Raw genomic sequence first — 12,412 nt, forward strand, 5'->3', positions numbered from 1 at the left:
GCACGTGGCGTCTTCCTGTGCTGGTCCGGAAGGTGCGTACGAGCGTGATCGGGACCCTGGATTCTCTTCAGCAACTCACCCCGTCTCTGTGTTGACGCGTCATCACGTGGGTGGGGTCGAGCCCGATCCAGCGGGACGCAGGGGGATGAACACGGGGTTGAATGTCCGATTCTCCGGCGTTTCTGCAAGTCGGAGAGGTAACGACTTCGGGTTCGAATCTCCTGGGCCTCACTTCCATATCCCATCTGATCTGCGGAAACGCGGGCAGAGGGGCTATTTGTGAATGGCCCGATGTGTTATCGGTCGGTCTGTGGGGCCGGTGCGGGCAGTTCCACTGTGATGCGGAGTCCGCCGGCAGGACGCGGGGTGAGGGTGAGCGTTCCGTCGTGCGCCTGGGTGATCGTTTCGACGATCGCCAGACCGAGGCCGGCGCCTGCGTGATCGGTGTGGACGCGCTCGGTGCCGCGTTGGAACGGCTCGGTGAGCGTGGAGACCAGCTGTGGGGTGAGCTCCTCGCCGGTGTTCTCGACGGTGAGCACCACGGTCCTGGGGCGGACGCCGGTGTGGACCCATACGTTGCCGTTGCCGTGTTCCGGCAGGTTGTGGACGATCGCGTTCTGCACGAGGTTCATGATCAGCTGCAGCAGCAGCGTCGGTGATCCGAGCGCCGGCGCGATGTCGCCGCTGGTTTCGAGGGTGACCCCACGCTTTTCCGCGAGCGGGAGGAGCGTTTCGGCGGCTTCTTCCGCCATGAGGGACAGGTCGACGCGTTCCCGGGTGAAGGACCGCCGGTCGGCGCGGCTGAGCAGGAGCAATGCCTCAGTGAGGTCGATGGCCCGGGTGTTGACGGCGTGGAGGCGGTCGACGAGTGGATCGGGGGCGCGATGCGGATCGGCGCGGGCCACGTCGAGAAGCGACTTCGAGACCGACAGCGGGGTGCGCAGCTCATGAGAGGCATTGGCCGCGAATCTCTGCTGTGCGGCGACGTGCGCTTCGAGCTGCGCGAGCATCATGTCGAAGGTGTCGGCGAGCTCGCGGAACTCGTCCTTGCGGCCGGGCAACCGGATCCGGTGGGACAGCGATCCCGTCGCTGCCGTGCGGGTGGCATGGGTGATCTGGTGCAGGGGGGCGAGCATGCGTCCGGCGAGGATCCATCCTCCCAGGAGGCCGAAAGCCAGGAGGAACAACATCGCTCCGGCTGCCGTCGGGGCGAAACTGCGCAAGAAGATGGTGCCCGGAGTTGCTCTCACCTGCCCCGCTTCATTGGTTTGCAACCACCCCTGCCGGAGGAGGAACACTCCCACGGCGACGATCAGCAGGGCGCCCGCGAGCATGAGGAATCCGGCGTAGCTGAGGGTGAGTTTGAGGCGGACGCTCAAACCGGGCTTTCTATCCACGGTCCCCTCCCCCGTGTCCGGTGCCGGGCCGGGGGTCGATGCGATAGCCGACACCCGGCACGGTGGCGATGACCCAGGGTTCGCCGAGGCGTTTGCGCAGTGCGGAGACGGTGATGCGCACGGCGTTGGTGAACGGGTCGGCGTTCTCGTCCCATGCCCGTTCCAGGAGGTCCTCGGCGCTGATGACTCCGCCCTCGGCCGCGACGAGGATTTCGAGCACGGCGAACTGCTTCCTGGTCAGCGCGATGTAGCGGTCGTCGCGATAGACCTCGCGCCGGAACGGATCCAGCCGCAGCCCCGCGATTTCCTGTACCGGGGGCCTGGTGTGGGCCCGCCTGCGGTCGAGTGCTCTGAGTCTGAGCACCAGCTCCTGCAGCTCGAAGGGCTTCGTGAGGTAGTCGTCGGCACCGAGTCCGAACCCGGAGGCCTTGTCGTCGAGGCGGTCGGCGGCGGTGAGCATGAGGACCGGCATGCCGCTGCCGGAGGCGACGATGCGGGTGGCGATCTCGTCGCCCGAGGGGCCCGGGATGTCGCGGTCGAGGATGGCGATGTCGTAGGAGTTGATGCTCAGCAGCTCCAGAGCGGTGTCGCCGTCACCTGCGATGTCCGCCGCAATCGCTTCCAGACGCAGACCGTCGCGGATGGCTTCTGCCATATAGGGCTCGTCCTCGACGATCAGCACACGCATGTTCTCAAGGCTACGAGTGGGTCCCTATCGTCGGCGTATCAAAATCCGCATACGTGCCGGCAACACGCTTTTGCCTTCAATGGCGGTATGACGCGAACCCTGCCTTCCTCACGACCGACGACCCGCCGGGTTCGCCGGCCGGTTGCGGCCGCCCCGGCGGATACCCGCGCACCTGGTACCGGAGCAGGTGTCCCGGCGGGTGCTCGATTCGGCTTCCGGCGGGGGGCCTGGAAGCGTGGCCGGGTGCTTGCAGCACTGGCGGTGCTGCTCGGTCTGCTCATGCTGCTGCACGCGCAGATCACGGACCGCGGGGGCCTCGGCAGCCTGGTGGAGACGTTCCTGCCGTGGTTCGGCCTGTTCGTCCCGGTGCTGCTGGCCGGCGCGCTGTGGCGCCGCTCCGCCTCCGCGGTGGTCGCACTGGTGCTGCCGGCCACGGTGTGGCTGAACCTCTTCGGCGGGCTGCTGGGCGACAAGTCCCGGCCGGGCAGCGAGCTCACCGTGGCCAGCCACAACGTCGGCGCCGACAACCCCGACCCGGCCGGTACCGCCCGTGACCTGGTCGCCTCCGGTGCGGATGTGCTGGCGCTGGAGGAGCTGACCGAGCAGGACCGGGGCACGTACGAGAAGGGGCTGGCGAAGGCGTACCCCCATCACACGGTGCAGGGCACGGTCGGTCTGTGGAGCAAGCTGCCACTGTCCGGCACCCGGTCGGTCGACACCAAGATGGACTACGGGCCACTGGGGGACACCAAGCCGGCCGCGCTCAAGATGACCTACAGCCGGGCGCTGCGCACCACGGTGGCCACCGATCACGGACCGCTGGCCGTGTATGTGGCCCACCTGGGGTCCGTACGCGTGAATCCCGGATCGGGATTCTGGACGGAATCGCGGGACCGGAGCGCGCAGGCGCTCGGCCAGGCCGTCGCCGCGGAGCGGAGCGAGCGGGTGGTGCTGCTCGGCGACCTGAACGGAACCGTGGACGACGGCGCGCTCGGCGGCATCACCTCGCAGCTGCACTCGGTCCAGGAGGAGGCGGGGGACGGCTTCGGCCTCAGCTGGCCGGCGAAGTTCCCGGTAGCGCGGATCGACCAGATCCTGGTCCGCGGTGTGGAGCCGAAGAGCTCGTGGCTGCTCCCGGCCACCGGGAGCGACCACCTGCCGGTGGCGGCCGGAATCAGCTGGTGAACAATTCTCCGGCACATCGTCGGCCTCCTGCGGCACCGGCCGGGACCATATCGTCGGCATATCGAAAACCGCATACGCGCCGGCAACACCTGGCCGCCTTGACTGACGGCATGTCCTCCAGCGAACCAGCTCGAACAGCAGCCAAGACCACGGCGCACCCGCCGGCCCTGCCCCCGGTGTCCCCGGCCGTGTCCTTCCCGGGCGGCAGGTGGCCGGCGTGAGGCTGACCGTCGGGCCGATCAGCGCCGCCGAGCACCTGGCGTTCGTGCGGACACAGCGGTCGGCCAGCTTCCTGCAGACCCCGGCCTGGGGCAGCGTCAAGACCGAATGGCGCAGCGAGTCCCTCGGCTGGTTCGACGGCCGGCGGCTGGTCGGTGCGGGGCTCGTCCTGCACCGGCCGGTGCCGCGGCTCGACCGCTTCACCCTGGCCTATCTGCCCGAGGGCCCGGTCATCGACTGGACCGGCGAGCTCGCCGCATGGCTCGAACCGCTGGCTGCGTATCTCAAGGAGCACGGCGCGTTCGCCATCCGGCTCGGCCCGCCGGTGTGCACGGACACCTGGAGCGCCGCCCAGGTCAAGGAGGGCATCGCCGACCCGGGCGTTCAGCGGCTGACCGAGGTGCGGAGCCAGTGGGCCGACCCGGTCGGCGCCCGCGTGACCAGCGGGCTCAGGGACGCGGGCTGGCTGCCGCAGAGCCCCGACGACGGGTTCGGGGTCGGGCATCCGCAGTTCAAGTACGAGGTGCCGTTGGCCGGCCGGACCGAGGACGACCTGCTCAGGGGCATGAACCAGCAGTGGCGCCGGAACATCAAGAAGTCGGTCAAGGAGGGCGTCGAGGTCACGGTGGGCGAGGACCTCAAGGCGTTTCACGACCTCTACGTCCACACCGCCGAGCGCGACCGCTTCACGCCCCGCCCGCTGCGCTACTTCGAGACCATGTTCGCGGCGCTGAGCGCCGAGGACCCCGAGCGGATCACGCTCTACCTGGCCCGTCACCAGGGCGATCCGGTCGCCGCCACTCTTCTGGTCCGGGTAGGCGCCCACGCGGTGTACTCCTACGGTGCCTCCTCCACCGAGAAGCGCGAGGTGCGCGGTTCCAACGCCTGCCAGTGGGCGATGATCCGCGACTCGCTGGCAGCCGGCTGCGACGCCTATGACCTGCGCGGCATCACCCCGACGCTCGACGCCGACGACCCGCACGTCGGACTGATCCGGTTCAAGGCCGGCACCGGTGGCCGGGCGGTGCGGTACGTCGGCGAGTGGGACCTGCCGCTGCGGCCGATGGTCTACCGGGCCTTCGCGCTCTACATGAGGCGGCGCGGGCGCTGAGCGCGGATCTCCTGCCGGCCGGCGACTGTCCTCTCCTGTCGGCCGGTGCCGTTCGCCAGGGGAAACGGCACCGGCCTCGGCCCGGTGGCCGCGTACGAGTGACTCAGGCGAGCGCTGCGGCGACCACGTCGAGGCGTGCCCCGCGGGACGCCTTGACCAGCACCACGTCGCCGGCGGTGATCCGGTCGCGCAGCCAGTCGACGGCTGCCTGGTTGTCGGCCAGCACCACCGCCCGCTCTCCCGCGCCTTCGGCGATCGGCCGGGCGGCCTCGCCGACAGCGGCCACCACGTCGGCCCGGGAGGCGGCGTACTCCCCGACGGCGCGGTGTTCGGCCGCGCTGCCGTCGCCGAGTTCGAGCATCTCGCCGAGGACGGCGATGCGACGTCCGCACTCGACCGCCGCCAGCGCGTCCAGGGCGGCGCGGGTCGAATCGGGGTTGGCGTTGTAGGAGTCGTTGAGCAGCGTCCCGCCGCCGTCGAGGTCGCGCAGCTCCATGCGCCACTGCGACAGCGAGGCGGTGGCCAGTGCCTCCGCGGCCCTGCCGAGCGGTACGCCGGCCACCAGCCCCGCCGCTGCGGCAGCTGAGGCGTTGAGCGCCTGGTGGGCGCCGACGAGCGGCAGCGTGACAGGAGCAGGGGCGTCGCTGGTCCGCAGCGTGAAGGACGGTCGTCCGAGCCGCGGGACCTCGCGCGCAGCCGACTGGAGGAGAGCGAGTTCTGCGAGGTGCACGTGGACACGCACCTGGAAGTGGCGGAGGCCCGCGACCCCAAGGGTCTCTACCGACGAGCCCGCGCGGGCGAGGTCCAGGACTTCACGGGCATCGACTCGCCGTACGAGGCGCCGTCCCGGCCGGATGTCCGGATCGACACGACGACGTGCACGCCACAGGAGGCGGTGGAGGTGCTGGTGGAGAAGCTGGGGAGGATGGGCGTGCTGTAGGGGCGCGCCCGCTCGCAGCACGATCGCCGTCATGACCGGCCCCCGCCCGGCCGGCCACCGCCCCGAGAACTCCCCTGTCGGTCCGGCGTCCACGCGCCGGCCCGATCGCACGTCCCGTGTCCACCGGACGGTGGACACGGGTCTGCCTTATCGGTCGTACCGCCCGGCCCCCCGAGCCGACAGGGTGGGGATATGACAGAAACGGCAGTGCGGGTCCGCGGATTGCGGAAGACCTATGGTGACCACGTCGCCGTCGACGGTCTGGACTTCGACATCCGGCGGGGCGAGATCTTCGGCATTCTCGGGCCGAACGGTGCGGGCAAGAGCACCACCGTGGAGATTCTGGAGGGTCACCGCAAGCGCGACGCCGGCGAGGTGGATGTGCTCGGTGAGGATCCGGCCCATCCCTCACGGCCCTGGAAGTCGCGGATCGGCATCGTCTGGCAGAACGAGGTCGTCGCGGGCGAGTTCACGGTCGGCGAGACCGTGCGGCACTTCGCCCGCTACTTCCCCAACCCGCGCGACCCCGAGGAGATCATCGACCTCGTCGGCCTCAGCGAGAAGACCAATGACCGGGTGGGCAGTCTTTCCGGCGGCCAGCGGCGCCGCGTCGACGTCGCCGTCGGTGTCATCGGCAGGCCCGAGCTGCTGTTCCTCGACGAGCCGACCACCGGGTTCGACCCGGCGGCCCGGAGGCAGTTCTGGGGCCTGATCCGCTCGCTCGCCGACGGTGGCACGTCCATCGTGCTCACCTCGCACTACCTGGACGAGGTCGAGGCGCTCGCCGACCGGCTGATCGTCGTCGTCAAGGGCAAGGTCGTCGTGGAGGGCGACCCGGCCACCCTCGGTGGCCGCGCCACCGCGCAGGCCACGGTCTCCTGCCTCGGCCCCGACGGGCCCATGGAGCGCCGCACCGACTCACCGACCAGGGTCGTCAACGAGCTCGCGGCGCACTTCAACGGCGAGATCCCCGAGCTCACGGTCAGCAGGCCGTCCCTCGAGGACATCTATCTCGGTCTCATCAAGGAGCAGGAGACAGCGGCATGACCCAGACTCTCGCGGGCAGTCCCACCACCGGCCTGCATCCGTCCGACGTGACCGGCAAGCTCCCCAGCGCGTTCCGACTCGGCCTGGTCCGCGGTGGCCTGGAGATCAAGGGGTTCTTCCGGTCACCGGCAGCCGTGGTCTTCACCTTCGCCCTGCCGATCATGATGATGACGATGTTCGCGTCGATCTTCCACGAGAAGGTCGCGGGCGCAGGCGTCACCGTCTCCCAGCTGTACGTCGCCGCGATGCTCGGCGCCGGTCTCATGTCCACCAGCTTCCAGGCCATCTCCATCGGCATCGCCACCGAGCGCGACGAGGGCAACCTGCGCCGGCTGGCAGCCATGCCGATCCCGCGCAGCTCGTTCTTCTTCGGCAAGCTGTGGCTGGTCCTGGCGACCGGCGTCTCCGAGACGCTGCTGCTGCTCGTCGCCGGCGTCGCCTTCTTCGACCTGAAGCTGCCGCACGACCCGGCCAAGTGGTTCACCTTCGCCTGGGTACTGCTGCTCGGCCTGATCGGCTGCTCGTTGCTGGGCATCGCGATGAGCAGCGTGCCGCGCGACGCCAAGAGCGCGACGCCGATCGTGACCCTGCCCTTCCTCATCATCCAGTTCATCTCCGGCGTCTACATCCCCATCAACTCCATGTCCGGCTGGATGCAGAACGTGGGAGCCTTCTTCCCGCTGAAGTGGATGTGCCAAGGTTTCCGTGCGGTCTTCCTTCCCGACCAGGCGAAGATGCTGGAGCAGGCAGGAGACTGGAAACTGGGGCGGATCGCCCTCGTCCTGGGCGCTTGGTGTATCGGAGGACTGATTCTGTGCCTGGCGACATTCCGCTGGAAGGGCCGGCACGACGGATGACCGTGCCCCCAGCGGCCCCGCAGCCGAGCGCCCGTGCCGCCCACGCGTGGCAGCGGAACGCTCGGCTGTGGGATTTTCACTTCGGTGTGGTGCTGGTGGTGGCCGAGCTGTTCGTCGCCTTCTCACACGGACCCGGCCTGTGGGTCTGGCTGATGAACGGGTGGCTGCTGCTGTCCGTACCGCTGTACGCCGTCATCGGGCGGCCGGCGCTCCACGGCGACCCGGAGAACTCCCGGCGGGCCATCGCCTTCTGCGCCGGAATGGCCGTGCTTTACACACCTGCGGCGATCCTGGCGCAGGAGGCGTCCGTCGCCATGGTGGCCCTGGCGCCGCTGTCGTACATGCTGCTCGACCGGACCCGGGCGATGACTTTCCTGCTGATCTACAACATCGCCCCGCTCGGTGGCTGGATGTTCCTGATGTGGGACGACCCCGGCAGCCTGCTGCGCATGGTGCTGATCGCCGTCGTCGTCGCCGGCTCCTCGATGAGCATCGGCGGTTGGGTGGAGAGCATCGTCGTGCAGAGCACCGAGCGCGCCGAGCTGATCTGCCGGCTGGACGAGAGCCGTGACGAGCTGACCCGCCTCTCGGTCGCGCACGGCGCCCTGCTGGAGCGCGAGCGTCTTGCCCGGGAGATCCACGACACCCTCGCGCAGGGTTTCACCAGTCTCGTCATGCTCAGCCAGGCGCTGGAGGGCGAGCTCGAGCGCAACCCCGAGCAGGCCCGTCGCTATGTCGACCTGATGCAGCGGACCGCCCGCGAGAACCTCGCGGAGTCCCGCTCCCTCCTCGCCTCGCTCGCACCCGCCCAGCTCGACGACAGTTCATTGGACGATGCCGTACGGCGCCTCGGCGAACGGCTCGTGGAGGAGCTCGGCATCGAGGTGGACTGCCAGGTCTCCGGCGCACCCTGCGAGCTGCCGCCCGCCGTCGAGGTGGTGGCCCTGCGCGCCACTCAGGAGGCGCTGTCCAACATCCGTAAGCACGCGCATGCCAGCCGCGTCGAGCTCCTCCTGGCCCACACTGATCTGGGCCTGGAGCTGACCGTTCGGGACAACGGACGCGGCTTTGTCACCACCGCCGGGCCGGGCAGGGGCTACGGCCTGCCCGGCATGCGCGCCCGCGTCGCGGAGGTGGGCGGCACCACAGAGCTGACCAGCGCCCCCGGTGAGGGCACCCGACTGACCGTGCGTCTGACGGTTGCGGCCTGCCCCCGTGGCGCCTACGCCCCGACCACACCGCTTCAGGAGGCCCGTCGGTGATCCGGATCCTGCTTGTTGACGACCACCCCGTGGTACGGGAGGGACTGCGCGGCATGCTCGACGTCCAGCCGGATCTGCACGTCGTCGGCGGCGCATCGTCAGGTCCCGAGGGCGTCGCGTTGTGCGCCCGGCTGGAGCCCGACATCGTCCTTATGGACCTGCGGATGCCCGGTGGCGACGGCGTGGACGCCACCCGGCAGATCCTCGCCGCTCAGCCCGGGACTCGTGTCGTCGTGCTGACCACGTATGAGACCGACCGCGACATCCTGCGCGCCGTCGAGGCCGGCGCCGCCGGTTACCTCCTCAAGGACGCCTCCAGCGCGGACCTCGCCGACTCCATCCGGGCGGCGGCGCGCGGGGAGACCGTACTCGCGCCCACGGTGGCGGCCGCGTTGGTCTCCCGGCTGCGCGGCGGCGAGGCGGACCGGCCGCAGCTCTCTCAGCGGGAGCTGGAGGTGCTGCGGCTGGTGGCCGAGGGCTGCACCAACTCCGAGATCGGCCATCGCCTGTTCATCGGCGAGAGCACTGTCAAGACCCACCTGCTGCGGACCTTCGGGAAGCTCGGAGTCTCCGACCGCACAGCCGCGGTCACCCGGGCGATGCAGTTGCTGCTGCTCTCGACGGACTCATGATCCGGCCTGTCGGGCCTGTCCGGCAGGCCCGGCTACGCCTTCGCGCCCACGCGCCACACCGTGGCAGCCCCCTGCTGCGGAAAGCTGTAGTCACCGTCCGTGAGCCGAAGGGGGAGATCCGTCCGCCGGGTCACGTCCAGCTTGCGGTATACGCGCGTCAAGTGCTGCTCCACGGTACTGACCGTGATGTAAAGCCGGCTGCTTATCTCGCGGTTGGTGTGCCCCACGGCGGCCAACGCCGCCACGCGGCCGATGCAGCTGGTGAAGGCTGTTTCGTCGAAGGTCATGCCTTCAGTCAAATCAACGCGGTGTATCGCCGGCGTATCGAAAACCACATACGTTCCGGCAACACCGCACCGCCTTGACTGAAGGCATGACCAACAGCGAACCGGCCCGCATCACCATGTATGGGTGCGGCCCGGATGAGGCCGTGCTGTTCCGAGAGTTGGCGCCCCGCTTCGGCGTAACGCCGGCCATCACGGACGCACCGGTCTCCGAAGCCAATACTGCACTGGCATCCGGAAGCCGATGCATCAGCGTCGGCCACAAGACTCGCATCACGGACGCCACTCTTCTCGCGCTCGGTCGGGCCGGCGTGAAGTACGTCTCCACGCGGAGCGTCGGGTACAACCACATCGATGTCGAATACGCGGACAGCGTCGGCATTTCAGTCGGGAACGTCGCCTACTCGCCGGACAGCGTGGCCGACTACACGCTGATGATGATGTTGATGGCCGTGCGAGATGCCAAATCCATCATCAGGCGCGTGGACCTGCACGACTACCGGCTGAGTGCAGCGCGTGGGAAAGAACTGCGCGATCTCACCGTCGGCGTGATCGGAACAGGCCGCATCGGCACCGCGGTCATGGACAGGCTGCGGGGCTTCGGCTGCCGAATCCTGGCCCATGACAACCGTCCGAAGACCGCAGCCGATTACGTTCCCATCGACGAACTGCTGCAGCGGAGCGACATCGTCACTCTTCATTCACCTCTCACCGCGGATACGCACCATCTGCTGAATCGTCAGCGCTTGGAGCGGATGAAGCGCGGTGCCCTGATCGTCAATACCGGACGGGGCGCGCTCATTGACACCGAAGCCCTTGTGCAGGCGTTGGAGAACGGCGGGCTGGGCGGTGCGGCACTGGATGTCCTCGAAGGAGAGGAAGGGACGTTCTACGCCGACTGCCGAGAGCAATCCGTCGAAAGCAAGCACTTGTTGCGGCTGCAGGAGCTGCCAAATGTGCTCATCAGCCCGCACACCGCCTACTACACGGACCACGCACTGAGCGACACCGTGGAGAACTCCCTCATCAACTGCCTGAAATTCGAAAGCAGGAGTCAGCATGGATAAGTTGAAGGTCGGAATCGTCTTCGGCGGCCGTTCCGAGGAACACCCCGTATCCGTCAAGTCCGCGCGAGAGGTGGCACGGAACCTCGATCTCGAGAAGTACGAGCCGTTCTATGTCGGGATCACCGAGGGTGGGGCGTGGAAGCTCTGCGACGGGCCCGAAACGGACTGGGAGAACGGCGACGTCAGGCCGGCCGTGCTGTCGCCGGACCACACCGTGCACGGGCTGCTCGTTCAGGAACAGGGGAGATGCGAGACGATCCGCCTGGACGTCGTGCTGCCCGTCCTGCACGGCACGCTCGGCGAGGACGGTGCGATGCAGGGGCTGCTGGAGCTCTCCGGCATTCCCTACGTCGGCTGCGACATCCAGAGTTCCGCCCTGTGCATGGACAAATCCCTTGCCTATGTCGTCGCCAGGAGCGCGGGAATCGCAACGCCGAATTTCTGGACCGTCACGGCGGACGAGTCGGCCGATCCCGGACTGCTCACCTATCCGGTCTTCGTGAAACCGGCCCGCTCGGGATCGTCATTCGGCGTCACCAAGGTGTCCCGGGAAGAGGAACTGCTGAGTGCGGTGGAAACCGCAAGGCAGTACGACTCGAAGGTGTTGATCGAAGAGGCCGTCATCGGCAGCGAGATCGGATGCGCCATCCTGGGGAACGATTCGGACCTGGTCGCCGGTGAGGTGGATCGAATCGCCCTCTCCCACGGCTTCTTCAGGATCCATCAGGAGGACCGGCCGGAGACCGGTTCCGTGAACTCGACAGCAATCGTTCCCGCCGACATTCCGGAGGCTTCGCGACTGCTCGTTCAGGAGACGGCCAAGGCGGTGTACCGGGCCCTGGGATGCCGAGGACTGTCTCGGGTGGACCTTTTTCTCAGAGAGGACGGAGAAGTGGTCCTCAACGAGGTCAACACCTTGCCCGGCATGACCTCGTACAGCCGTTACCCGAGAATGATGGCGGCCGCGGGGGTTTCGCTTTCCGAAGTGATCGACCGGACGGTGTCACTGGCCCTGACAGGGAAAATCCGATGAGGGACGACTTCGTCTTCGTGGACGAGCTTGCATCCGGAATGCGCTGGGATGCCAAGTACGCCACGTGGGACAACTTCACCGGCAAGCCGGTGGACGGGTATCTGGCCAATCGTGTCGTCGGTACGGTGGCCTTGTGTGCAGGCCTGGAGCGGGCGAGGGAGAAGGCAGAATCCCTCGGATTCGGATTGCTTCTCTGGGATGGATACCGCCCGCAGCGTGCCGTTGACTGCTTTCTGCGCTGGTCGAAGCAGCCGGAGGACGGACGGACGAAGTCACGGCACTATCCGAACATCGACAGGGCCGAGATGTTCGAAAAGGGTTATGTGGCCGCCAGATCGGGCCACAGCCGTGGCAGCACCGTTGATCTCACGCTCTTCGACCTGGCCACCGGTGAGCTTGCCCCCATGGGCGGTGACCATGACCTGATGGATTCCATCTCGCATCATGGAGCACAAGGGATCACCCAACTCGAAGCGAGGAACCGTCAGCATCTCCGGTCCATCATGGAGGCCTGTGGTTTCACTGCCTACGACTGTGAGTGGTGGCATTACACGCTCAAGGACGAGCCTTATCCGGACACCTGTTTCGATTTCCCCATCACCTAGTTCGGCGTGGGTCCCCGGCCGGCTGACGGCGTCCCGCACGGACAGCAGAACGGGCGATGGACAGCAGAACGGGCGCCGGAAGACC

The 12,412-nt window shown here is 68.0% G+C and carries 12 protein-coding genes and 2 pseudogenes; 10 read left to right on the top strand and 4 right to left on the bottom strand.

From position 1 onward, the window contains the following. Positions 1-296: 296 nt before the first annotated feature. Together ACFVW8_RS09135 and ACFVW8_RS09140 are read right to left on the bottom strand one after the other, a co-directional pair. Entirely contained in the window at positions 297-1,397 is a 1,101-nt protein-coding gene (locus tag ACFVW8_RS09135) for a sensor histidine kinase (RefSeq protein WP_389687775.1), read from the bottom strand. Beyond that, positions 1,390-2,085 carry a response regulator transcription factor gene (locus ACFVW8_RS09140; RefSeq protein ID WP_389687686.1) on the bottom strand — a complete coding sequence of 232 codons (696 nt, stop codon included), beginning with the start codon at positions 2,083-2,085 and terminating at the stop codon, positions 1,390-1,392. The genes ACFVW8_RS09135 and ACFVW8_RS09140 overlap by 8 nt, the downstream gene beginning before the upstream one ends. A 279-nt stretch (positions 2,086-2,364) precedes the next feature. Here ACFVW8_RS09140 and ACFVW8_RS09145 point away from each other — a divergent pair, with 279 nt between their 5' ends. After that, positions 2,365-3,270: an endonuclease/exonuclease/phosphatase family protein gene (locus ACFVW8_RS09145; protein WP_389687777.1), complete on the top strand. Its 906-nt coding sequence runs from the start codon at positions 2,365-2,367 to the stop codon at positions 3,268-3,270. A 217-nt stretch (positions 3,271-3,487) separates the two neighbouring features. Further along, on the top strand, positions 3,488-4,600 hold the full coding sequence (locus tag ACFVW8_RS09150) for a lipid II:glycine glycyltransferase FemX (protein WP_389687688.1): 1,113 nt from the start codon (positions 3,488-3,490) through the stop codon (positions 4,598-4,600). Between the two features lie 103 nt (positions 4,601-4,703). On the opposite strand, the pseudogene ACFVW8_RS09155 reads toward ACFVW8_RS09150, so the two are convergent. Continuing rightward, positions 4,704-5,279: pseudogene (locus ACFVW8_RS09155) on the bottom strand (glutamate ligase domain-containing protein); the annotation flags it as partial. A 51-nt stretch (positions 5,280-5,330) separates the two neighbouring features. On the opposite strand from ACFVW8_RS09155, the gene ACFVW8_RS09160 reads away from it, so the two are divergent. The 5 genes from ACFVW8_RS09160 to ACFVW8_RS09180 all read left to right on the top strand — a co-directional run bounded on the left by ACFVW8_RS09160 (position 5,331) and on the right by ACFVW8_RS09180 (position 9,338). Beyond that, entirely contained in the window at positions 5,331-5,540 is a 210-nt protein-coding gene (locus ACFVW8_RS09160) for an adenylyl-sulfate kinase (RefSeq protein ID WP_389687690.1), read from the top strand. 192 nt (positions 5,541-5,732) lie between these two features. Next, on the top strand, positions 5,733-6,587 hold the full coding sequence (locus ACFVW8_RS09165; RefSeq protein WP_389687692.1) for an ABC transporter ATP-binding protein: 855 nt from the start codon (positions 5,733-5,735) through the stop codon (positions 6,585-6,587). Continuing rightward, positions 6,584-7,444 carry an ABC transporter permease gene (locus ACFVW8_RS09170; RefSeq protein WP_389687694.1) on the top strand — a complete coding sequence of 287 codons (861 nt, stop codon included), beginning with the start codon at positions 6,584-6,586 and terminating at the stop codon, positions 7,442-7,444. Before ACFVW8_RS09165 ends, ACFVW8_RS09170 begins: the two co-directional genes overlap by 4 nt. Then, positions 7,441-8,706 carry a sensor histidine kinase gene (locus ACFVW8_RS09175; RefSeq protein ID WP_389687696.1) on the top strand — a complete coding sequence of 422 codons (1,266 nt, stop codon included), beginning with the start codon at positions 7,441-7,443 and terminating at the stop codon, positions 8,704-8,706. Before ACFVW8_RS09170 ends, ACFVW8_RS09175 begins: the two co-directional genes overlap by 4 nt. After that, positions 8,703-9,338: a response regulator gene (locus tag ACFVW8_RS09180; protein WP_389687698.1), complete on the top strand. Its 636-nt coding sequence runs from the start codon at positions 8,703-8,705 to the stop codon at positions 9,336-9,338. Before ACFVW8_RS09175 ends, ACFVW8_RS09180 begins: the two co-directional genes overlap by 4 nt. A 32-nt stretch (positions 9,339-9,370) precedes the next feature. Here ACFVW8_RS09180 and ACFVW8_RS09185 read toward each other — a convergent pair. Next, positions 9,371-9,586 (bottom strand): annotated as a pseudogene (locus ACFVW8_RS09185) (helix-turn-helix transcriptional regulator); the annotation flags it as partial. Positions 9,587-9,711: 125 nt separating this feature from the next. On the opposite strand from ACFVW8_RS09185, the gene vanH reads away from it, so the two are divergent. From vanH to vanX, 3 genes are read left to right on the top strand one after another with little or no spacing between them, the layout of a single operon-like run. Next, on the top strand, positions 9,712-10,689 hold the full coding sequence (gene vanH / locus ACFVW8_RS09190; RefSeq protein ID WP_389687700.1) for a D-lactate dehydrogenase VanH: 978 nt from the start codon (positions 9,712-9,714) through the stop codon (positions 10,687-10,689). After that, positions 10,682-11,722: a D-alanine--(R)-lactate ligase VanA-Sc gene (gene vanA-Sc / locus ACFVW8_RS09195; RefSeq protein ID WP_389687702.1), complete on the top strand. Its 1,041-nt coding sequence runs from the start codon at positions 10,682-10,684 to the stop codon at positions 11,720-11,722. The genes vanH and vanA-Sc overlap by 8 nt, the downstream gene beginning before the upstream one ends. Continuing rightward, positions 11,719-12,327 (top strand): D-Ala-D-Ala dipeptidase VanX, encoded by a 609-nt coding sequence (vanX, locus tag ACFVW8_RS09200; protein WP_389687704.1) that lies wholly within the window; start codon positions 11,719-11,721, stop codon positions 12,325-12,327. Before vanA-Sc ends, vanX begins: the two co-directional genes overlap by 4 nt. The last annotated feature ends 85 nt before the right edge of the window (positions 12,328-12,412 follow it).

Origin of the sequence: Streptomyces sp. NPDC058221 (assembly GCF_042882365.1) — a bacterium.
Lineage (GTDB): Bacteria > Actinomycetota > Actinomycetes > Streptomycetales > Streptomycetaceae > Streptomyces.